Genomic DNA, 21319 nt, shown 5'->3' with positions numbered 1-21319 from the left:
TCTACGCCCCTTCGATCACCAACGTCTCGCCCTGCCGCACTGTCACCAGCTCTGCAAAGGTGACCCGTGTACCTCCTTCCGCAAGCGGGGTGGTGGTCGCCTGTACGGCTTTACCCACCACATGCACGTGCGGCTGTTGCACCGCGAAGCCGAGCTGCACCTCGCGCAGCGTCACGCTGCCCCTGTGAACCTGCACCTCTGCCCGCTTATAGCCTGCACCGAAGGTTTGTCTCACTACACCCCACCCCGAATCGACCGAGAAGAAGCAGGCGAAATCTTCCGGGTATATGCGCGGCGCAAAACGCAGTAATCCTCTCGGCGCGGAGTAGAAGAAGTCGGATAGAGCCAGCAACAGCGCGTACGACGCCATGGCGCGGGCATAGTGGTTGCCGCATTCGAACTCGTTCCACGGGTTGCGCCGTTCGCCGTTGTAGCGGTCGCGCACCCCCTTCACGATAGCCAGCCCTTCCTCGACGAAGCCTTCGTAGATAAGATGGCTGGCGACCTGATACTCGATGCCCGTCCATACCTCATCCGAGTACGGGAACGGGAACAACGGTCTGCCACCATGCGGCCACGTTGCGAGCAGCAATCCCGCTTCGTCGTTCAGAGCGTAGATACGCTGCGGGTTGGCGTGCTCCGAGAGGTCGCTTTTCCAGTTATAGCGGAAGACCGACTGCAACGCCCTGCGCACATGCTCGGATGCAAACAGGTCGCCCAGCCTCAACATGCGCGCATACCACTGCCCGATGAGCTGGTCTGAGAGACATCCTTTGCCCAGCTGGTATCGAGGGGCGTTGGGGTCTTGTAGGTCAGTGGACATCTCGGGCGAGGCGGGGCGCACCTCGTGGATGTAGAACTCGCCGTTGAACAGATGCTCATCCATCCACGCCCGACCGCTCTCGTAGACCCTGCGGTACTCTTCCGCTTTGTCTTGTTCTCCCAGATAGCGCGCCATCTCTTCAGCCGCCCGCAGCGCGCCCAGATAAAAACTGCCCATCATGGTGTTGGGACCGTGAAACTCGATATCGTAGGTGTTGTGCTGAACTCCCTCCATGACGCCGTCCTTGTCCCTGTCCCACTGGACCCACGCGTACTCTAGCGCGCGTTTGACACTGGGCCACAAGGCGCGCAGCCATTCGTCATTACCACAGACCTGCCAGTCGCGGTACATCTTCAGGATGCCGCCCATTTGCCCATCCGCCGCGGCGTGGAACGTGGGTTCGGGGATAGTGCCCAACGGCAGGGGCATTCGGAAGGTCATGTGGCCGTCCGCGTGCAGGTTAATCGCGTAGTCCTTTTCGCGGATACTGCGCTCTAGCGACGGGAACAGATATGCCAGCGCCTGCGCGTAGTTCCATACGTGCGTGCAGGTTCCCTCGCAGCAGCCATGCTGGGGATTGCATCCCTCAAACCCATAGAACGTACCGTCAGGCAGGCGCAGGCAGGTCGTCGTTTTCAGGATGGAGATTTGCGAGCTCACTGCATCCAGCACGGGCTCGGGCAGAGTGGACGACCAGAGTGCATCGGTGAAGACGCGGGTATCCTTCTCCAGTCGGGTGATGTTCTGGGCGACATATTCCGCGACGGCAATCGCATCGGGATACAGGGTGGCATAATAGTTCTTCCAAATAGGCTTTGGCTCGGCGGGCGACCAGTACATCTCGAAGTTGGGCATGTGCCAGACAATCCAGACGGATAAGCGTACCTCTCCGCAGGGCGGAACCGTCGCTTGCAGGGCGATTGTGCCCACGTCCGTTCCCTGCTCACGGCTGGCAGGTTCGGTGTTCTCACGCAGGTCTCCCCTGCTCGCCTGCCGCCAGAAGTCGTCCAGCGTGTCAAACCACCCCGCGCGCAGCCAGTGGGTCTGCACTTTTACCCGGTCGTATGGGGTTACCAGCGCCAGCGTGCCGTAGCGAGGCGATTCTGGGGGATGTTTGCGTGTGGACATCTTCAAGCCGCGCAGCCCGTCGCTGTGATACGGTTCGATTACCCCGCCACCAGTGTCGGGATAACCCAGCTTGTTCTCCAGATTGGCGTACAGCACCGTCTCTACCATTGCGTCAGTGGGGTTGTACAGCGTAAAGTCGAAAATGGCGATGGGCAAGCCGGAGTCGTCGGGGTTCAGCGGGATAAAGGGGTTCCATGCCTCCAGCTTCACGCGCAGGGGCACTTTGGGGTCTTCCAGATGGAGCCGTGCAAATGGGAACGCCCCTTCGAACACCGCCGTGCGAAAGTGTGGCAAACCACCGCCGTTTGTTCGATTCAAGCCACCGCTGCCGTCGCCGGCGAAGTTGTCTCCACCGACTGGACCCTGCACCACGCGCGTGACCGAATAACCGTCGGCGGTGCTTGCATGCAAGGTAAAGAAGGTATAATCAAACATCAAACCTTTGTGCGGGCGGTTGAAGATTTCGAAGTCGCGCAGCTGCCCCCACCCGCCCAGCGAGATGGTGCCGGTGCCGATACCACCCAATGGAAAGGCAATCTGGTCCAGCTGCCTTCCCCGATAGAGACGGGGTTTACCCTGCGCCAATAGTTCAGCCAGCGTGTACGGGATTTGCGGGTTTTTGGCTTTCATGCGTCTCTCCTGCACAACGAAGTGATGACAACGCTCCACAAGCCTGTTTATGAAACGTGCTACGATGGCTCCTTCACGATTTCCTGCTTCTCGCTTGACGAGCCATCGCGTTTTCGGTACAATGGACGCGACATCCGTCGGGGAGGTCATGGATGCGCTTTGCCATTTGTAATGAGCTGTTCCAGGGATGGGATCTGCCGCGCGTGATGCGTTACTGCGCGGGACTGGGCTATCACGCGGTGGAAATCGCCCCCTTCACGCTCGCGGACAATGTGGAGCAAATCACTCCTGATGAGCGCCGCGCTATCCGCCAGCAGGCACGCGAGGCAGGCGTGGAGATTGCCGGACTGCACTGGCTGCTGGTCAAGCCGGAGGGACTGCATCTCACCACTCCTGATGCGGAAGTTCGCCGCCGCACTGCACAATACCTGGTCGCGCTGGCACACTTCTGCGCCGACATCGGCGGCAAGGTGCTGGTGCTAGGCTCGCCTAAACAGCGCAGTGTGCTACCGGGCGTCTCGCACGAACAGGCGTGGGACTGGGCACAGGAGACCCTGCGCCCTGCGGTGAAGGCGGCGGAGGAGCGCGGTGTCACGTGGTGCATCGAACCGCTTTCTCCCGCAGAGACCAACTTCCTCAACCGTGCGGAAGACGCCGTTCGATTCGCACGGTCGCTGGATAGCCCTGCCGCCCGCATCATTCTCGACATCAAAGCGATGAGCTCCGAAGGCACGCCCATCCCACAGATTATCCGTGACTCCGCAGGCTGGTTCGCGCACTTCCATGCCAACGACCCCAATCTGAAAGGGCCCGGCATGGGTGATGTGGACATCGCGCCTATCCTGCAAACACTGCAGGAGGTCGGCTACAAAGGTTACGTGTCGGTGGAGGTGTTCGATTATTCGGACGGTGCGGAAACCATCGCCGCCGTCAGCCTGAGAAACCTGCTGCGTGCTCTCGGCAGGACTGCATAAACTACTCGTCCCCTATCTCGCCGAAATTGCGCACCAGCACGCCGAGATCGAAGAGCGTCACCTCTCCATCACCGTCTAAATCGGCGTTCGTGTTCCAGTTCTCGTCGCCGGGCACGGCTCCGAACGCGGCAACCATCTGTCCGAAGTCCAGCAGGGTTACCTCATTGTCCCCATCGATATCGCCGTTGACCAGCTGGATGTCCACTCCCTGCACGCTGCCAAACGAGGTATCCACCCCCACCGTTCGTCTCAACCAGTGCGAAGGCTTGAGGGACAGGTCAAACGTGCCAGTGGGCGCGGATGGCAGTGTGAATGAACCATCGGCTCCGAGCCAGACCGCGCGTATCACAGAAGCGGCACCCATGCGCACTTCCATATCCACCACAGGCGGAACCGGTGCGCTGTAATCGCCAAACGTAAGTGTGCCGCTGACCGTTGGCGGTAAGAACTCATCCGCGCCTATGTCTACCGACGCTCCCGCAATACGTGCCTCGCCGTCCACATCCTTCCAGTCGCCACTGGCAGATCCGTTATCACCCGCATCGACGCACGGCGAGCCGGGCAACAGGTGCCCGTTACGTCCGGTCAGCAGCGGGTCTACCGAGATATTGCCGTTGGTGCCCGTAGGGTCGGTGATGCCCTTGTAATTGTAGGCGGTGTTGCCGTAGACGCAGTTATAGCGCAGAACTGGGCTACCTCCCGACCGGAAGATACCGGAGGTATTGAACGCCACAACCGTGTTGACGATAGAGGGCGACGAGCCGTACGTGTAGACGCCGCCTCCCTGATTGGGTGCGGTGTTGAATGCAAATGTACAGTTCGTCACAACAGGAACGCACTCGCGGTAGATGTACATGCCGCCCCCGTACCGCTGCGCGGTGTTATCCAGTATCAGGCTGTTCAACACCTGTGGAGATGCACGCCATTCGCAGTACAGTCCGCCTCCGTAGTAGCTGGCAGTGTTGCCAGAGACTAAACTGCTGGTCACTACCGGCGAGGCATTGTAGGCGTAGATACCGCCGCCGGAGTTCTTGGTGCTGTTGTAGGCGACGGCACACCCGTCAAGAACCGCATTGGAGCCATCTATGAGGTAGACCCCTCCCCCGTTGTTCTCGGACGCGTTGTCGAGGATGAGGCAATCCTCCAGTTTGGGAGAGCTACCTGTGCGACAGAATATGCCTGCGCCGTCGCGCACCGCAGAATTACTGATGACGACGCAGCGCTGAATGCCGGGCGACGCAGAATCGGTAAAGACTATACCTCCACCGCTTCCCAACGCCCGATTGCGGATAATCGTGCAGTTGGACACCTGTTGATAGTAGCTGGTCGTCATCAAGAACATCCCACCGCCATCGCGCCAGGCATAGTTATCGGCGATGGTACAGCCAAAGAAAGTGGTCAGGCAATGATAATACAGTGCCACTCCTCCTCCGTCTACCCGCGCGGTGTTGCGGGCAATGATACAGTCTCCAAAAGAGCCCATCGTGTAGTTGTCCGCGAGGATTGCACCACCGTAGGAAGCGGTGTTGTACATAAACACGCATCGCTGGAATCTCGGGTTGCTGACGGTATAAAACAGTCGTACCGCACCGCCCCAGCGGGAAGCACTGTTCCGCAAAAAGGTGCTATCACTGACAGCCAGCCCCCAGCGCGTACACATGATGGCTCCGCCGGTGACAGCCTGATTGCCGACAAATTGACATTTGATTATCTCGGTGTTCTCGCCGATGTGTTCTAAAGCACCTCCGTCAGTGCCGGCGACGTTCTCGATGAAGCTGCACTCTAGCAGACGCAGCACACATGTCATCGACACGATGCCTCCACCACCCTCATAGGTGGCGACATTGCCCTCAAAACTGCACCGTCGCATCTCGGTGCGCCCGCCCTGAAAATCAAAACCGCCTCCGGTGCCAGCCCTGTTGTAGGCAATGAAACAGTCCTCAATCAGGGTGATCTCTTGCTCGCCACCACCGCACAGACCACCCCCTCCCAGCGCCTCGTTATACGTGATGATGCAGTTGCGGATGTGCGATCCCGCTCCGAAACAGATGCCTCCCCCTCTAATCAGGGCAACACACCCGGTAACAGTGCAGTTTTGTATATGTAACGGCGCCGATACGCAGTACACCCCTCCACCATAGTCCGCTTGCGAACCGTTACGGATGGTGAAACCATCTATCAGCACTGCCGCCGTCTCGGTATCCAAAACGGTGATTACCCTGTCTATCTGCCCGCCATCCAGCACCGTCTCGTTGGGGTCAGGCTCCGGGCGAGGGAAAGGCGGACGTTCGTCCAGGGTGGTCTCTGTGCCGACAAAACCACCATGGAGTTTAATGCCCCCCTCCAGGATGAGGTTCTCCTGATACACGCCCCGGGCAACCCAGATTTCATCGCCGGAAACTGCCGCAGAGACCGCCGCGCCGACCGTACGCTTTGCCTGCGCCCAGCTCTCGCCGCTGTTTGCGTCATCGCCATCTGTGGTCACGTACAGGGTTCTGGCAAGCACAGACGCGTGGAATAAGAGTACGCAGGAAAGGACGCCCCAAAGGCTGACCGAGCGTGCCATCTTCCTCTCTCCTTTCTCAGATGTTTTGCGATACTATCATAGTGTTCTTTGCCAGTAATGTCAACAGAGGATGAGGAAAGGCGGCACCAGATAAAATGTACACTCCCGCCTGTCTGCGTGGTTAGGTCTCAATCAAAAAGCAGCTATCCGGGCACTTCCCTCTCCTGCACCGCGTGGTCCAGCGTGAACAACGGCTGCTCGCGGAAACCCATCAGCGGTGCAATGAGCAGGGTCGGGAAGCGCTGGATGGACAGGTTGTAGCGCATGACGGTGTCGTTATAGAACTGGCGGGCGTAGCGGATTTTGTCCTCAGTGTCGCTCAGATCCTCCTGAAGGCTCAGGAAGTTCTGATTCGCCTTCAGCTCAGGATAGGACTCAGCCAGAGCAATGAGATTGCTGATGCCGTGACGCACCTCCTCCTCCAGAGCTTCCTGTTGCTGGGGCGTCAGCGACTGCAACGCCTGCGTCCGCAGCTCCGCGATGCGCTCGAAGATACGCTCCTCGTGCTGGGCGTAACCGCGTACCGTCTCGACAAGTCGGGGTATCAGGTCATACCGCCTCTTCAGCTGCACATCCACCTGCGCTCGCGCGTTCTCTACCCGATGGCGATAGACCAGCAAACGGTTGTAGGTGGCTATTGCCCAGATGGCGACTATCAACACGATGACAATCGTCCACATTGTTCTCTCTCCTTATCCTGCACTGCTACTCCCTCCACCGCCACCGCCACCCCCGCCGCCACTGAAGCCGCCACCACTGCTGGTGCTGGAAGAAAGCGCACTGGTCAGGCTCTGAAGGTTTTGCACAAAGTTCGTCATACCTGCCACCGAGTCCGCAGAAAACCTGTCCGCCGACGCGCTCTGGTACCAAGAGGGGCTGGTCAGGGTGTAGCCATGTTCCTGCGCAACCAGCGCGAGATGGTGAATGAGTTTGTCCGCTACCCCCAGTGACACCGCGTAAACAAGATACTGCTCCCACAAGGGCAACAGGTCTGCACCTGCCTCGCGCATGGCGGAGAAGTCGGTCATGAACCGCCTGAAGGCATCCCAGCGCTGGTACTCTTGTGCGGCTTCAGGGCTTCGCCGCGAGAGGGATACACCCGCAATCACAGACAGCACCACTCCAAGTGGCAGCAGGGTGAACAGGCTCACCGGCAGCGTTACCAGCGTGCCGATACCTCCAATAATCAGAAGGTTCTTCCAGAAGCGCTTCTTCGCTTTCTCACTTGCCGGGTCATCAAGCCTGAAATACTGTTTCTCAAACCATCGTCGCAGCGCTTTACCCCACCTCTCTACAAATCGATACACCTGCGTTTTGCTACCGGAGGTCTTCTCCGCCCACCGACGCAGCTCACTCTCTGTCACCGACTCGCCATCACCAGCCCGTAAAAACAGTACACGCAGTGCCTCTTGCTCCAGAGGCTCCAGCACGCGCCCCTTCCGCCCTTGTGGTTCTACTTTGCCATCCCTGAGCAAGGCGCTGCCCTCAGGAGTAAGCACGTAACGCCGCTCGATGCTACGCACCAGTCCCAACAACTTCCTATTTTCGAACTCCTCGATGCGCAGATACCCCAGCCTCGCTGCCTCCAGCACGGTGGCAGAGAAACCCTTGACCACTTCCAGCGGCACCGTCTTGCCCTGCGTGAGAATAGCTGGCACCACGGCGGGAGGCAGGTCACGCGGTGGCTCGCGCACGTACTCTATCTCTGGCAGCTCGGGCTCGCGCCCATAGCGGTTGTAAGTGACCAGCAGGTAGCCAAGGAATCCGAAGCCGAGCACAACGACGACAGGTATCTCCACGGCAACCAGTGCGTCGACAATTTTGGTGATTTGCGCCCGCCGTCTGGCTTCGCGCAGTTCCCTTTCAGCGAAACGGCGTTCCTCTTCCAGAAAACCCTCATAGCGATTGCCTGCCTGCAGGGGTGCGCTGGCGAAAATAGCGGGGTCAAGCATCACCCGCACTTCCACAAAGCTATCGGTGGGTATGTTTGTCTGCCGTATCTCGGCGCGGGTGAAATCCGGGTGGATATGCAGTTTTCCGGGCGCGGCGCGCCTGTGCACAAACACCTTGAAAAGCTTCAGGCTGGCAGCCGGAGGCACGATTGTAATTTGCACTTCATCCAGCGGAGCATGTTCGTCCTCTATCGCCTTCCAGTAGAACTGAGCCACATCCGAATACCTCTGCACCGCGCCGCGAATGCGGTAGCGCAGCAGGAACCGCTTGGTGGTGTCCCTTGCCTGATATTCCCAGCGCAGTACCGCATACTCGCCTTCCGATGTCTGGGAATAAGGCAATGGCTGATTCGTGTCGGCATCCCACACGCCGAGGTACTCAATCCCGTAGCTGCCGTACTGTCCTCGGGTGCTACGCTTCAGGTTCGCCCAGCTGAAGGAACCGGAAAAGCGGAAGACGCGCACTTCTTCCACCTCGGCATCGCCGTTTGCCTGCAGGCGGTAAACTTGCGCAATGAGGGGGTGGTCATACTCTTTCGCAGACGCCGTCGCAAGCGTCAGTAACAACAGGCATACGCCAACCCATGATGGTCTTTGCATAAAGCACCCCTTGCGAATACTGTTACTCATTTCGACAGCTTGGCGATAAAACCTGTTTCGCGACGTCATCGACACGGCGCACAGGCACACCTTTGAGCCAGCTTGATATTCCTCGTCCCCGTTGAAACCTTACCTTCTGGTATGCTATACTTCTTTATACCAGCATGACAGAATCGAAAGGCGTCCTTTATGTGGCGTATTTGGCAGCGTATTCGGGAAGACATCCAAACCGTCTTCCGCAAAGACCCCGCGGCGCGTAGCGTCTGGGAGGTTCTGACCTACCCCGGTCTGCACGCCGTATGGATGCACCGTGTCGCCCACTGGCTGTGGAACCATCGTCTTCTTTTTCTTGCCCGCTTGCTATCGCAAGTCAATCGCTTCCTGACCGGTATCGAAATCCACCCGGGCGCAAAGATCGGACGACGCTTCTTTATCGACCACGGCATGGGGGTGGTGATTGGCGAAACCGCTGAGATTGGCGACGATGTGCTGATGTACCATCAGGTGACGTTGGGCGGAACCACGCTGGAGCGGGTCAAACGCCACCCCACCATCGGCAACAACGTGCTGATTGGCATGGGCGCCAAAATCATCGGTCCCATCACCATCGGAGATAATTGCCGCATCGGCGCGAACGCGGTCGTGAACAAAGACATTCCACCGAACTGTACGGTAGTAGGCGTGCCGGGGCGCATCGTCATCCGCGACGGCAAGCGCGTGGAAGAGCCGCCGCCCGTCATGGATAACGTGATCAACAAAATCGACCCGGAAGATGAGATTATCCAGAACCTGCGACAGCAGATTGAATTACTGCAACAGCAGGTAGAGATTTTGCAGAAGCAGATTGACCAGCAGAACGAAGTGATTCAACGCTACGGCGGGGAACTGGACGCCATTCGGTATCATACCTTGACACATGCACATCACGACGAGGGGGACACATGCTGCCGCTGAGAATCTACAACAGCCTGACCCGACGCGAGGAAGAGTTCGTTCCGCGAGAGCCCGGCAAGGTCTCTATCTACGCCTGCGGCTTAACCGTACAGGGACCGCCCCATGTCGGGCATGTGCGGGGGGCTATCGTGTTCGATGCCGTCCGCCGATGGTTCATGCATCTCGGCTATGAAGTACACATGGTGCAGAACTTCACCGACATCGATGACAAGATTATCGCCGCCGCGGCGAAGGAGGGGATTACCCCCGCTGAGGTCGCCGATAAATACGCTAAAAAGTATATCGAAGTGATGGAGCGATTGGGCATACTGCCCGTGCATTACTGCCACGTCACCGAGAACATGGACGAAATCATCCGTATGATCGAACGGCTCATCGAAAAGGGACACGCCTACGTGGTGGATGGCGATGTCTATTACGATGTGTCCAGCTTCCCCGAATACGGCAAGCTTTCAGGGCGCAATCTGGACGAGGTACGCGCGGGCTATCGTATCGAAGTAGACGAGCGCAAGGACGACCCTGCCGACTTCGCCCTGTGGAAAGCCGCCAAACCCGGCGAGCCGTACTGGGAAAGCCCATGGGGCAAGGGACGTCCTGGCTGGCACATCGAGTGCTCTGCGATGAGCCTGAAATACTTGGGACCAGGCTTCGATATCCACGCCGGCGGTAACGACCTGGTGTTCCCTCACCACGAAAACGAAATCGCCCAAAGCGAGGCGTATCTGGACGGTGTGTTCGCCCGATACTGGATGCACTGGGGTTCGGTGAACCTGCGTCAGGAGAAGATGAGCAAGTCGGTGGGTAACTTCTTCACCGCCGAGGAGATACTGGCAGAGTTCGAGCCGGACGTGTTGCGCCTGTTCCTGCTTTCCACCGCCTACCGCAGCCCCATTGAGTTCAGCCGGGAACGAATGCAGGAAGCACAATCCGCCCTGCGGCGCATCCGAACTGCCTTGCGTAACGCGAGGCGCGTCCTGCCTGCCGCCCCAGAAGATGCTCCCATCGCCGAGCATTACTATCACCGCTTCGCCGATGCCATGAACAGCGACTTCAATACGGCGGCGGCCATCTCCGTGCTCTTCGATGCCATCAGCGAAATCAACCGCCTGACCACCGCCATCCAGGTGCAGAGCGACGAGCAAGCCCGCAACGACCTAACGTCACTGGTCGCCACGGTGAGGCTCTTCGGCAATCTGCTCGGCATCCATCGGCTGGAAGAAGAGGAAGGTGGTCTGGATGACTCCTTCGCCCTCCGGTTGATTGAAAAAGCGATTGCGTGGAGGCAGATGGCGCGAGAGAAACGTGAGTGGACGCTTGCTGACCGCATCCGCGACGACCTGCGCGAGCTGGGCATTATCCTGGAAGATAGCGTGACGGGCACCACGTGGAGACGAAGCTCCTGAGCAAACAGGCAGCGCGAATGCCCCTTGTCCGCCGCTCACACCTGATGATTTGGTTTGGGCTCATGGTACTGGCGGCGGGTGCGGGGGTGATTTCGTTTTTCGCGCGCCAGGCGCACATTCACCCAACCGGTATCTGGACGGTTGCGGGGATGGATATTGACCCGATGTCGCCGGATAGCCGCCAGAAGCTGGAAGCCGCCGCTCGCCACTGGCAGCAGAACGTGCTGCTGGTGCAGGCGTTCCGTCCCGACGGTGGTGTTCTGCAAGCCCGCGTCCGCTATGGAGAACTTGGGGCATCTTGGGACTTAGAGAAGACGCTGCAACGCGTGCAGACGATGGCGCGTCGCTATCCCGTGTGGTGGCGCACGGTTCTTGCCGCTACCGGACAGCAGGTATCGCCAAACGTCTCTCCGGTTTTTCACTTCGATGACCACCGCCTTCAGGGGTGGCTGAAGCGGTGGCGTTGCCAGGTAGAGTCGGCACCGCAGGACGCGCGCCTGCGCTACCTGGCAGCGCGACAGTGGGAGGTTATCCCAGAAAAGGCAGGTTACCGCCTGCCCGCAAACACCGGCGCGCTGATTCAGGAGGCGGTGCGCAGCGGACATGGCGTATGCGCGGTAAGGATGGAGACGGTGCCACCGCGCATCACGAGCGAACACCTGCGCGAAATCGATGCTGAATGGACGGTCGCGACCACTCGGTACTCGGAGCGCGAGCGCAACCGCGCCCACAACATTCGCAAAGCCGCCGCCAGCATCAACGGCATCGTGCTGCTGCCCGGCGATACCTTCTCGTACAATGAGGTGGTCGGTCCCCGCACATTCAAAGAGGGTTTTCGCAGGGCGCCGGTCATCGTGAAAGGCGAGCTGGTGCCTGGCGATGGCGGTGGGGTGTGTCAGGTCTCTACCACAGTATACATGGCGGCGTTGCAAGCGGGTCTGCAGATTGTTCAGCGTAGCCGCCATGCGTTTCCTATCGAATACGCGCCCGCGGGGCTGGACGCCACGGTCGTTTACGGCGCGATTGACCTGCGTTTTCGCAACGACACCCCCTGCCCCATCGTTCTGGTTGCCGAGGCAAAGAACGGCAGGATGGTCGTTCGGGTGCTGGGTGCGGAGCGTTACAGACGAACGGTGAAACTGCAGCGGATAGTCCATGCCATCATCCCCGCGCCCGCAAAGACCTTTCCCACCACATGCCTTCCCGCTGGCGTTCGAAAAGTTAGGGACAAGGGGCACCGCGGCTGGCGCGTGAGCGTCTACCGCATCATCGAGGAGCCTGGCAAGCCTCCCATACGCGAGAAGGTTACCACCGACTACTACCGCCCGCAACCACGCATTGTGCTGGTAGGACAGGCAATGCCCAGCAGACCATCTGCACAGGAAACCGCACCTGCTCAGGAGACCCAACCGGAGCCGTAGCCTTTACATCTCCCTGTCGGTTGGTGTATATTCAAAATGGAGGATGATTCTTATGCAAACGCTAATCGAGAAAATCCAGAGTCTGCCGCCGGACGTTCAGCGACAGGTCGAGGAGTATGTAGACTTACTGTTGTCGCGACATGCGCCTCACGCCGCGCGCAAGCTCAGTCAGGACTGGGCGCATGGGCTGGCGCGTTACGCAGACCAGTATACTGCTCTTGATCTCCAGAAGAAGGCTCTGGAGTGGCGAGGGGACTGATTGTGTACCTTGTCGATACGAACGTGTGGTTAGAACGCTTGCTAGGGCAGCAGCGCGACAAGGAAGTGCAAAGATTCTTGGAGCGCGTCCCCCCTGATCAGCTGCTCGTCACAGACTTTACTCTACATTCTATCGCAGTTGTCTTGGCTAGGCTCCAGGAGTTCGAACTACTTGAGCGATTTGTGCGTGACCTGTTCAGCTCTTCAGCTGTCAGGCTGATTAATCTGCCTCCTGAGGCTTTTCCAAAAATCGTTGACACCATGCAGAAATATCGCTTAGACTTCGATGACGCATATCAATATGTGGCAGCGAGACAATACTCAGCCCATCTTGTCAGCTTCGACCGTGATTTCGACCGTACTGACCTCACTCGCCTCGAACCCCATCAGCTCATGGAGCAATCCCCATGAGACACATCGTTTCGGTCAGCCTCGGTTCCAGCAAGCGCGATAAAGTGCTGGAAACCGAAATCTTGGGCACACCCGTGCGCATCGAGCGGCGCGGCACCGACGGCGACAAGCGAAGGTTCCAGCAACTGCTACAAGAGCTGGACGGCAAGGTAGACGCCATCGGTCTGGGCGGATGTGACCTGCACCTGTGGGCGCAGGGGCGGCGTTACACCTTCCGCGACGTGCAGAAGCTGGTATCGGTTGTGCAGCATACGCCAGTGGTGGACGGCAGCGGCTTGAAGAACACGCTGGAGCGGTGGGCGGTGGAGCGCATCGAGCAGAAGGGGCTGCTGGACTGGAGCAGTCAGAACGTGCTGCTGGTGAGCGCACTGGACCGCTTCGGCATGGCGGAGGCGCTGGCGGAGAAAGCCGGAAGCGTCGTCTTTGGCGATGCGCTGTTCGCGCTTGGATTACCGCTGCCTATCCGCGATATCCGCACACTGGCTCGTCTGGCGCGAGTGGTGCTGCCTGTGGTGGTGCGATTGCCCTTTGAATGGCTCTACCCGGTCGGCGAGAAGCAGGAGCAAAACACCCCCCGCTGGGAGCGATACTTCCGCTGGGCAGACGTCATCGCGGGCGACTGGCACTATATCCACCGCTACGCCCCCCACGACCTTTCGGGGAAAGTCATGCTGACCAACACCGTGCGTCAGGCGGATGTGCAGTTCCTGCGCGAGCGCGGCGCAGACCTGCTGTTAACCACCACTCCCGTCTTCCACGGTGAAACCTTCGCCACCAACGTGCTGGAAGCCCTCATCGTTGCTCTCAGCGGCTCGGCGGAGCTGCATGAGTCGGACTATCACCTGTGGCTTTCCCGCCTCGGCTGGGACGTAGGGGTGGTGGGGGTAAAACTGTAGTATAGTAACTCAGAGACATATGTTCCTGTCTTTGCGTGATTTGGAACTGCCCAGCGATTGAGGAGAGTGAAATGGGCGTTTAGTCGTTGCCTGACCTCCTGATAAACCGGAAAAGGGGACATAGCCACTATCAACGCTCTGGCCCCCTTTGACCCTGCTGTGTTTAGGCGCTGGATTAAAGCCTCAAGATCTGAACCAGCCGCGATTTGTTGGGCAATATGGTTCAGATTTCTCCATCCAGGATGACTCGGTATATCAGATGGAAACGCGACAAGCTCAACAGTCTTTTGGGGACAAATGCGACCTAAATAGTAAGTTATCCCACACCACGAAAGGTCGGTCAAAATAACAACATCGCCTGAGCTAGCCACTGCGCAGATTTGGCGGGCAACCCAGCGGTCGGTGCCTGTGTCGCCTTTGAATGCTTGATAAGAAGTAGCGCCAATCCGGAGTAGGGACAGAGATACCAGAACTAACATGATGGTTCGTGATGAAATAGTCGCACATAGCCATCGTGCAAACAGTATCGCTATCAGCGGCACAATTATCACATCCTGTCGCCCCGGAACGTAGCTTGGCTTAAATCTTGATACAACGAGGAGTGCAACAAGCTCCGCGAATACCAACAGTATCAGATGCACTGCACTATCATCAATCCTGCGAGCCATGGGTCGTATGGTAGCAATCAGCGGCGCTAGTAATATTGCCCAACATAGTCCGGTGAAGACAGCATAGCGGGAGCTACCTGTCACAGAACCGAAAGGTGCCGCTAACGCATCCATCAGGGTCAGCAACGATGTCGGCTTAATCCACACCAAACCAAGAGGTGCAATCTCCGTAAGCTGATGCCAGAAAATCGTGCCCCAACTTACCACGAATACACCTGAGGCTATGCCTTGTGTGACGACGAGAAGGGCTAAACGATCGCGGAAATGGGAAAAGCAAAGAACTAGATGTGCTAACATCACATAGCCAAAGGAATAGTGTGTCATCAATCCCGCAAAACTAGCTGCTATGTAACCTACTGCGAAGGGCAGTTCCCGGCCTTTTCTATACATCGCGGCTAAAGCAAACCTAGTCGAGATGGCAGAAGCGAGGCATAGCATCATATACCCGCGCGCGTTTGTTGCATGGTTAACAGCAAGTGACATGACCGACAGCAACCAAGCGGAGAATAATGCAATCCGGGAATTCCCAAAAATATCGAATGCAAGCTTGTATGTTGCACCAAGGCACAACACGAACACTACCAGTGACAAGGAACGTGCGCCCAGCTCACTGTCCCCGAAAAGCCTAATCCAGAATGACAAGGCAACGAAATAAAGAGGCGGCCAAGTGTCGGCCTCGAGAGATATGATTAGTTCCGCAAGTGACCGCCTAGCTATAAGGACACTGTATGCTTCGTCCAACCGTAGCGACGTCTTCGCCTTGACCGCCAAGAGCACAACTAAGACGACAACGTACGCAAGAAAAAGTGCACTCCCGTCTCCCCACTCCCAGACGGGGCGGTTCTGCACTTGCTGAGTGTTCGTTTTACTCATGCTCCAACTCCGCCTGCACAGCTCTTACTAATTCACGACCATCCACTCCCCAATGATACCTCTCCTCCACCGCCTTGCGCCCGTTTGCGCCCAGCTGGGCGCGCAGGGTGGGGTCGCGTAGCTGTAACACCTTCTCCACCAAATCTTCGGCATCCTGCGAACGGAACACGAGTCCACATCGGTGAATCTCCACCAGCCGCTTCATTGGGCGGCAGTCCGATACCAGCACCGGCTTGCGAAACGCCATGTAATCATACACCTTGTTCGGCATGGTAACATGCGTGTGTTCGGAGGCGTGCGACCCGTCGTAGCCCAGATGTGCACGGTACACGAACGCCATTAAATCCGGCTGCCAGCCCATGAAGCGCACGGTGTCGGTCACTCCCAGTTCCTCTGCCATCGCCTGCAGTTGCGCTGCCACTTTACCCGTGCCGACCACCGTCCAGCGAATGCCATCTTCCCCGCGCGCTTTCAGTATCGCCGCCGCCTGCAACAGCGTGTCCATCCCCCGATAGAAATGCACATTGCCCCCGTAAACCACCTCCAGCGGTTGCTCACAGGGTTGCCACTCGGGCAGGCTTTGGTAACGGGCATACAGGGCGTCCAGCTCCTCCAGCACAGGCGTGTTTTCTATCACTTCGATTCCCGCTGTTGTCCCCCGCAGACGCGCCACCCGCTCGATATGCTCCGGCACCACCACCAGTATCCTGTCCGCCGCGCGGATAGCGGCGCGCTCCACCATTTTTGCTATCGCGATATTTCGGACGAAAAAATTGACGAAAGCCCGTCCTCGCCCCTCCCACTTGCGCCACTCCGCCATCACCGCGGGGTAGTTCTCCGCCATGTCGAAAATGACCGGCACGCCGTAGCGTTTTCCCACCGCCGTCGCTGCCAGCATCAGCGGCATATCGCGCACGATGAGCAACCCGCAGCCGTCTTTCACCACCAAATCCCGTATCGCCCGTTTCCAGATAGGGTTGATGTGGTAAGGAAGGGTCAGCGGGGCACGCCATTTTTCAGCTGTGTTGTCCAGCACACGGCGCAGATGCAGTCGCCCGCGCCATTCCGCCTGTTCCACATTTCGTGAGGCAGCGTAGGGATGCGAGGTGCCGGGTTCCGTTACCCCCTTGATGTTTCGCGCCAGCACGATGACTTCGAACCCCGCCTTCGCAAGGGTATCGGTCGTCTTCACCACGCGGATGTCCGGATATGTGCCAAAATAGATGAAGCCAATTCGCACAGTTGCTCTCTCAGTCTTTGAAACGGTATTTAATCAGCGTCCAAATTGCCTCGACCCCGTCAGTCCATCGGATCTTCTTGCCCTCCGCTATGCTTCTGGCTCTATAGGAGATTGGAATCTCATGTATCTGTTCTCCTGCTTTACGGACTTTGGCTGTTACTTCAGGACAGAACTCAAACCTTTCACATCTTAACGGAATAGACTTGAGCAAACTGGCGTCAAAAGCTTTATAGCAGGTCGCCTCATCTGTAATCCGCGCCCCGAATAGCACGTTAGCCATCCAGGCTAAAATACGATTGATTACCCAGTTCGCAAAACGCATGCCGGGTGGACGTCCGGCATGGAAGCGCGTCCCATATACGACCTTAACTTTTCCCTCAAGAATAGGTTTCACTACTTTAGGTATTTCCTCAGGCGCATACTCAAGGTCCGCGTCCTGTATAATTATCACCTTGCCAACCGCAAACTTTATGCCTGTTCGAATGGCTGCACCCTTACCTCTATTTCGGGGGTGGGAAACAACCACCAAGTTCTGGTAGGCTGCAGATAGCTGCTCCAGAATCTCTCCAGTTCTATCGCGCGACCCGTCGTTCACAACTATAATTTCGACGGACAAGGGGATGCTTGCCACCCTCCGAACAACGTGCTCAATGGTATCGTCTTCGTTAAAAACAGGTATTATAACGGACACCTCAGGTGTCTGTTCCATGATGTCCTCCCAACGGTGCTCTAAATTTCACTTCTCCCAGCGCTTCAATAGGTGTTCATTCGTAGGCGTTCGCGAGAGAAGGCAAAATCCGTCCTCGTCCCCTATTACCTTGCCATACTGTAGCGACGCAAAGAAAGAGTGAATATCTTTCCAAGAAACCCTGGGGTCATCTCCCTCGACCCACTTCCAGGATGCTTTCGGCTTTTCCAATAGCAACCGCTTTGACACCCATACTTGACTTTCTTGTTGCCATATGCCAAATATTTGTCTAGATAATTGAGACCTCCACTTCGGAGCATCTCTATGACCGACCCATACTGGGTGCGTCAACTTTAGAACCGAGAGCTGAGTATCCCGGAAGTTGGAGCGCACGTGGAACAACTCGTCATGCGGTGTAGCGAGGATCATCAAATCGCCCGGTTGAATTTGTCCAGACACAAGCAGGTGAGATACAGTTCGCACTCTATTCTGCAACTTTTCCTGTAAATCATTTAGTTCGATGGTCCTAAGAATGATGTTTGAGACGGTCAACATCATGACAAAAGCTATATGTACTGTAATTAGCAACCGTTTTGATTTTCCATCGTGTCTGAGAGTGGCAGCTGTTGCAGCAGCCAGTAGTGGAAAAACGGGAAAATAACGCTCTAAATCTCCTCCCTGCCAGTAAATCGCAAATCCGAGCACACAACCTATGGCAAACAACGCGCTGATTCTCATATCATTCGTGGTACACCGCCAGATAGCATACAGTAATACAGCAAGCCACATATAGAAAATTACGAACCTTATCAACGATGTTCGGGCTAATTCTAAGAAAGAAACAGGGTTGAAAGGGTCTCTCAGTAAGAACCTTTTAAACAAATTGCCATCATCACCCAGATAGACGAACGACCTCGCTAACCCAAACACCGCCCGCTGTACTCCACGTTCGTGCGTGATACCGTGCGAAGATGCTCGTAACCATTCAGTTGCTTGGCTCAGACTGGAGATATCTGCAGACCACAACGCGACCAGATAAGCACACGAAATCAATACCACGCTGGCAGCCAAGGTTTGTAATATTCCACATACGTATGCGCCAGGCTTATGACGTCGCAGACCAAACAGTATAGCTAAGGACGGCAATACAAGGACATAGGGCAGCCAGAAGACGACAGATAACGCCAGAAAAAACGCGAATGCAAGGGTGTCCAAGAGCGAGGATTTCTCTGGGTCCTTAATCGCGGTATAAGCTGCCATTGCAAGAAACGCTAAGCCCGGTATGTAGGAACATCCCGATTGAGCATAATTCAGAAACGCATTAGTGATTACCATGCCAATTGCCACAGAGGAAGATAGGAGTTGAGAAGTAAACTGCCTTGCAATCAGGTAGGTGCACGTGACAAACAGCCACCCCAGAACGCCGTTGAGCGCGGTTAGCACCGATACAATGTGGGAATCTTCGAAGGGACGTTGGGTGATATAACCACTTGCGAAAGCCGCGGCGTAACCCATCGGACGCCACAGCAGGTGCCCCGCTTCCCATAGCAACGCTGGGTCACCAGTCTCAGCGTATTTCTTGATGTCAGAAACATAGTAAGAAGTGTCGCCAAAGTGCTGAATGGGCAATGTGACAAGCAAAAAGAAGTATATTGCTGAGGAAACCAAAAGTCCTAATTATACCCTCACCGATCGCATTGCATCCCACCTCCAGCAATCTTTGCACAAATTCGGTTTGTTGGAGCCAAGTTACCAAAAGCCCCAGCGAGATACAGCGCAAATATGGCCTCGCTAAAACGCCCCCAATGGTCAGTACACATGGTCTCATGCACGTCGAAGCGGCGCAGGCGATAGACATCACTACCTGACCTGTTCCAACCAGCCTGTGTCGTCACCGCCGTTGCGTAGCCCGCCTCTGCCACCCAGCGCACCACCTGTTCATTGTGGTCGCCGTTCGGGTAAGCAAAATGGCGCACAGGCATTCCCGTCAAGGTCTCCAGAACCTGCTTGCTTTCGCTGATCTCGCGTCGGACAACCTCATCGAACTCATGAGTCAGTATCGGGTGATTCACCGTGTGTGCACCGATGGTAAAACCGGTCTGCACGGCTGTTGGCAACTCCTCTTGCCGCATAAACCAGTCCTTCGGGAGACTGGCTTCATCGAAAGGCACGTCATTAATCGCCTGATGCCAGAGTGAACGGATACGGGCATAATCTAACTGCTTCAGCGCGGCGATGGCACTGTCTGCATCCCGAAACGCCTCCAACCGTCCGAGGTCATGCGCCAGCACGCGCAACAGGTGCGGATAATGCTCCAGCAACAGCCGCCAGCGCACATACCAGGGCACCTCGCCCTGCAGCACCCCAGTTGTCACATAGATAGTAGCACCATGTCCCTGAAGGGTAGACATTGCCTGTTGATAAAAACCGCGCCAGCCATCGTCGCTGGTGATGACCACCGCCCGGCTGTCATCGGCGATACCTGCGTGCAGCCGCCGCAGCGCCTCATCCATACTGATAATCTCAAAGTGCTGTGATAGCCATGTCACCTGCGCCTCGAAGGTATCTGGCGCCGTGCACAGCACCGGAAACTGCCGAAAGACCTGTGTGTGGCGCGGAGCGATTTCGTGATACATCAGAATAGCGATACCCCGCCGTTGGGAGATGAGCTGCTCTCCCCGAATGCGGTAAATTCGGGCCGCTATCAGGTGCTTGACAAACGCCTTAATCGTCTTTACAACGCCCATATTGTCGCAAAATGTCGTCTATCGTTGGGAAACCCTCTGCAACGGACCCATCAGGATAGTACATCGGATGAGGACAGTTGGTCTTCGCCACGATATCTCGTGTCCACGGCTCGCCGCGCTGTTGGGCAATATCCCGCAACACAGCGTTCAACTTGGCGGTCGTCGCCTGCGGCGAGATATGACGGATCGCCCACTCACGCGGGTGAAAGTCGCGGTAGTGTTCGCGAAACCATAAAAGAACCTCTGGGAGTTCCCTCTCCTCAATTAACCTGCCAGTAGACTCGTTGATGTAATCTTTATTGATGCCGATGTTGTTCCTGAGTACGATGCCCGGTACATCCGCGAAAAACCCTTCAAAGATACTCTTATTTGCACCTTCACGCAAAGTGAGGATAAGGTTGACCTTGCTCTGATTCAGTATCCGGTTTACCTCTGGCGGAGGCAAACTCTGGTAAATGTCCAGGTGATTCCGTGTACCGTAATAATCTATCAGCAACTCTATCTCACTGCGGCTGCCCTCCCATTCAAATCCGAGCAATGCCACCCTGATGTCGGTGTGGCGCAATCGCTGCAAAGCGCGAAACAGGGCATGATGCCGCTTGTATACCGCCCAACCCGCAACCATTACTGCGTCATAGCGCTTCTCCATCCCGCCGATAGGATAGAACACTTCTGGGTTCACCCAGTCGCTCGCCCCAAATAGCACCGGTATCAGGTTGGAGCCCAGCTGCTGCAGGAACTCGTAATCGGTCCTCTCCGGGGCGCAGACAATAATAGGATGCGTCTCAAAGCGGCAGTAGTACAACAACACCGGGTCGGCGTAACCTGACCAGCCGGGCTCGATAACCAGGCGGTAATGCGCGAGCAGCCTCGGCAGGTCTACCAGCATTGCCAGTTCGCCAAAGGTCTTTGTGAAGAGTACTCCAGGCTCCGCCACCGAATCTCCCTCGAAGCGCGGTGGCTTCAATACCAGCGTGCGCGAGCGAAAGGAACGCATCTTTCCCTGCGATAGCGCGCCGCGTAACATCGGAGCAGATACTGCCAGCCATGAGTGTAGATACCTCTTGATGAGTTTGCAATAGTGCGA

At 56.9% G+C, this 21319-nt stretch carries 17 protein-coding genes; 7 read left to right on the top strand and 10 right to left on the bottom strand.

Features of this window, described 5'->3' with window-relative positions:
• Position 1 precedes the first annotated feature (1 nt).
• A complete protein-coding gene (locus tag K6U75_05895; GenBank protein MCL6474568.1) occupies positions 2–2581 on the bottom strand; it encodes a hypothetical protein in 2580 nt (859 codons plus the stop codon).
• A 152-nt stretch (positions 2582–2733) separates the two neighbouring features.
• Between K6U75_05895 and K6U75_05890 the strand changes: the two genes are divergently transcribed.
• Positions 2734–3555 carry a sugar phosphate isomerase/epimerase gene (locus tag K6U75_05890; GenBank protein ID MCL6474567.1) on the top strand — a complete coding sequence of 274 codons (822 nt, stop codon included), beginning with the start codon at positions 2734–2736 and terminating at the stop codon, positions 3553–3555.
• A gap of 1 nt (position 3556) precedes the next feature.
• Here K6U75_05890 and K6U75_05885 read toward each other — a convergent pair whose 3' ends face one another.
• The 3 genes from K6U75_05885 to K6U75_05875 form a co-directional block, all read right to left on the bottom strand.
• The gene (locus tag K6U75_05885) at positions 3557–6121 is read right to left on the bottom strand and encodes a right-handed parallel beta-helix repeat-containing protein (protein MCL6474566.1); all 2565 of its coding nucleotides are present in this window, start codon (positions 6119–6121) and stop codon (positions 3557–3559) included.
• 143 nt (positions 6122–6264) lie between these two features.
• On the bottom strand, positions 6265–6801 hold the full coding sequence (locus K6U75_05880) for a LemA family protein (GenBank protein MCL6474565.1): 537 nt from the start codon (positions 6799–6801) through the stop codon (positions 6265–6267).
• A gap of 12 nt (positions 6802–6813) precedes the next feature.
• The gene (locus K6U75_05875; protein ID MCL6474564.1) at positions 6814–8673 is read right to left on the bottom strand and encodes a DUF2207 domain-containing protein; all 1860 of its coding nucleotides are present in this window, start codon (positions 8671–8673) and stop codon (positions 6814–6816) included.
• A 189-nt stretch (positions 8674–8862) separates the two neighbouring features.
• On the opposite strand from K6U75_05875, the gene cysE reads away from it, so the two are divergent.
• Genes cysE through K6U75_05845 form a run of 6 tightly spaced genes read left to right on the top strand, consistent with a single transcriptional unit; the run spans position 8863 to position 14016 of the window.
• On the top strand, positions 8863–9627 hold the full coding sequence (cysE, locus tag K6U75_05870; protein MCL6474563.1) for a serine O-acetyltransferase: 765 nt from the start codon (positions 8863–8865) through the stop codon (positions 9625–9627).
• Positions 9615–11030, top strand: a complete 1416-nt coding sequence (cysS, locus tag K6U75_05865) for a cysteine--tRNA ligase (protein MCL6474562.1) — start codon at positions 9615–9617, stop codon at positions 11028–11030. Before cysE ends, cysS begins: the two co-directional genes overlap by 13 nt.
• On the top strand, positions 11012–12451 hold the full coding sequence (locus tag K6U75_05860; GenBank protein MCL6474561.1) for a VanW family protein: 1440 nt from the start codon (positions 11012–11014) through the stop codon (positions 12449–12451). Before cysS ends, K6U75_05860 begins: the two co-directional genes overlap by 19 nt.
• Before the next feature lie 43 nt (positions 12452–12494).
• Positions 12495–12710: a DUF2281 domain-containing protein gene (locus tag K6U75_05855; GenBank protein ID MCL6474560.1), complete on the top strand. Its 216-nt coding sequence runs from the start codon at positions 12495–12497 to the stop codon at positions 12708–12710.
• 2 nt (positions 12711–12712) lie between these two features.
• Positions 12713–13120 carry a PIN domain-containing protein gene (locus K6U75_05850; protein ID MCL6474559.1) on the top strand — a complete coding sequence of 136 codons (408 nt, stop codon included), beginning with the start codon at positions 12713–12715 and terminating at the stop codon, positions 13118–13120.
• Entirely contained in the window at positions 13117–14016 is a 900-nt protein-coding gene (locus K6U75_05845) for a quinate 5-dehydrogenase (protein MCL6474558.1), read from the top strand. Before K6U75_05850 ends, K6U75_05845 begins: the two co-directional genes overlap by 4 nt.
• On the opposite strand, the gene K6U75_05840 is transcribed toward K6U75_05845, so the two are convergent.
• Genes K6U75_05840 through K6U75_05815 form a run of 6 tightly spaced genes read right to left on the bottom strand, consistent with a single transcriptional unit; the run spans position 13959 to position 21229 of the window.
• Positions 13959–15557, bottom strand: coding sequence for a glycosyltransferase family 39 protein (locus K6U75_05840; GenBank protein MCL6474557.1), 1599 nt, complete (start codon positions 15555–15557; stop codon positions 13959–13961). The two genes, K6U75_05845 and K6U75_05840, sit on opposite strands and share 58 nt — an antisense overlap.
• Complete coding sequence (locus K6U75_05835; protein ID MCL6474556.1) at positions 15550–16797, bottom strand: glycosyltransferase family 4 protein; 1248 nt, start codon at positions 16795–16797, stop codon at positions 15550–15552. The genes K6U75_05840 and K6U75_05835 overlap by 8 nt, the downstream gene beginning before the upstream one ends.
• A 10-nt stretch (positions 16798–16807) precedes the next feature.
• Positions 16808–17506, bottom strand: coding sequence for a glycosyltransferase family 2 protein (locus tag K6U75_05830; protein ID MCL6474555.1), 699 nt, complete (start codon positions 17504–17506; stop codon positions 16808–16810).
• Between the two features lie 27 nt (positions 17507–17533).
• Positions 17534–19126: a hypothetical protein gene (locus tag K6U75_05825; protein MCL6474554.1), complete on the bottom strand. Its 1593-nt coding sequence runs from the start codon at positions 19124–19126 to the stop codon at positions 17534–17536.
• Positions 19127–19170: 44 nt separating this feature from the next.
• The gene (locus K6U75_05820) at positions 19171–20232 is read right to left on the bottom strand and encodes a polysaccharide deacetylase family protein (GenBank protein MCL6474553.1); all 1062 of its coding nucleotides are present in this window, start codon (positions 20230–20232) and stop codon (positions 19171–19173) included.
• Complete coding sequence (locus tag K6U75_05815) at positions 20210–21229, bottom strand: hypothetical protein (protein MCL6474552.1); 1020 nt, start codon at positions 21227–21229, stop codon at positions 20210–20212. Before K6U75_05815 ends, K6U75_05820 begins: the two co-directional genes overlap by 23 nt.
• Between the last annotated feature and the right edge of the window lie 90 nt (positions 21230–21319).

The sequence above is a fragment of the Bacillota bacterium genome, from assembly GCA_023511455.1.
In the GTDB taxonomy this organism is placed as follows: domain Bacteria; phylum Armatimonadota; class HRBIN16; order HRBIN16; family HRBIN16; genus HRBIN16.
Note: the sequence above shows the minus strand (reverse complement) of the source record. Positions and strands in the feature narration are given on the sequence as shown.

What these genes read in the sequence shown, in the direction of transcription:
- K6U75_05895 (MCL6474568.1), bottom strand. Translation starts at nt 2,581, where the DNA reads ATGAAAGCCAAAAACCCGCAAATCCCGTACACGCTGGCTGAACTATTG.
- K6U75_05890 (MCL6474567.1), top strand. Translation starts at nt 2,734, where the DNA reads ATGCGCTTTGCCATTTGTAATGAGCTGTTCCAGGGATGGGATCTGCCG.
- K6U75_05885 (MCL6474566.1), bottom strand. Translation starts at nt 6,121, where the DNA reads ATGGCACGCTCGGTCAGCCTTTGGGGCGTCCTTTCCTGCGTACTCTTA.
- K6U75_05880 (MCL6474565.1), bottom strand. Translation starts at nt 6,801, where the DNA reads ATGTGGACGATTGTCATCGTGTTGATAGTCGCCATCTGGGCAATAGCC.
- K6U75_05875 (MCL6474564.1), bottom strand. Translation starts at nt 8,673, where the DNA reads ATGCAAAGACCATCATGGGTTGGCGTATGCCTGTTGTTACTGACGCTT.
- cysE (MCL6474563.1), top strand. Translation starts at nt 8,863, where the DNA reads ATGTGGCGTATTTGGCAGCGTATTCGGGAAGACATCCAAACCGTCTTC.
- cysS (MCL6474562.1), top strand. Translation starts at nt 9,615, where the DNA reads ATGCTGCCGCTGAGAATCTACAACAGCCTGACCCGACGCGAGGAAGAG.
- K6U75_05855 (MCL6474560.1), top strand. Translation starts at nt 12,495, where the DNA reads ATGATTCTTATGCAAACGCTAATCGAGAAAATCCAGAGTCTGCCGCCG.
- K6U75_05845 (MCL6474558.1), top strand. Translation starts at nt 13,117, where the DNA reads ATGAGACACATCGTTTCGGTCAGCCTCGGTTCCAGCAAGCGCGATAAA.
- K6U75_05840 (MCL6474557.1), bottom strand. Translation starts at nt 15,557, where the DNA reads ATGAGTAAAACGAACACTCAGCAAGTGCAGAACCGCCCCGTCTGGGAG.
- K6U75_05830 (MCL6474555.1), bottom strand. Translation starts at nt 17,506, where the DNA reads ATGGAACAGACACCTGAGGTGTCCGTTATAATACCTGTTTTTAACGAA.
- K6U75_05820 (MCL6474553.1), bottom strand. Translation starts at nt 20,232, where the DNA reads ATGGGCGTTGTAAAGACGATTAAGGCGTTTGTCAAGCACCTGATAGCG.
- K6U75_05815 (MCL6474552.1), bottom strand. Translation starts at nt 21,229, where the DNA reads ATGCGTTCCTTTCGCTCGCGCACGCTGGTATTGAAGCCACCGCGCTTC.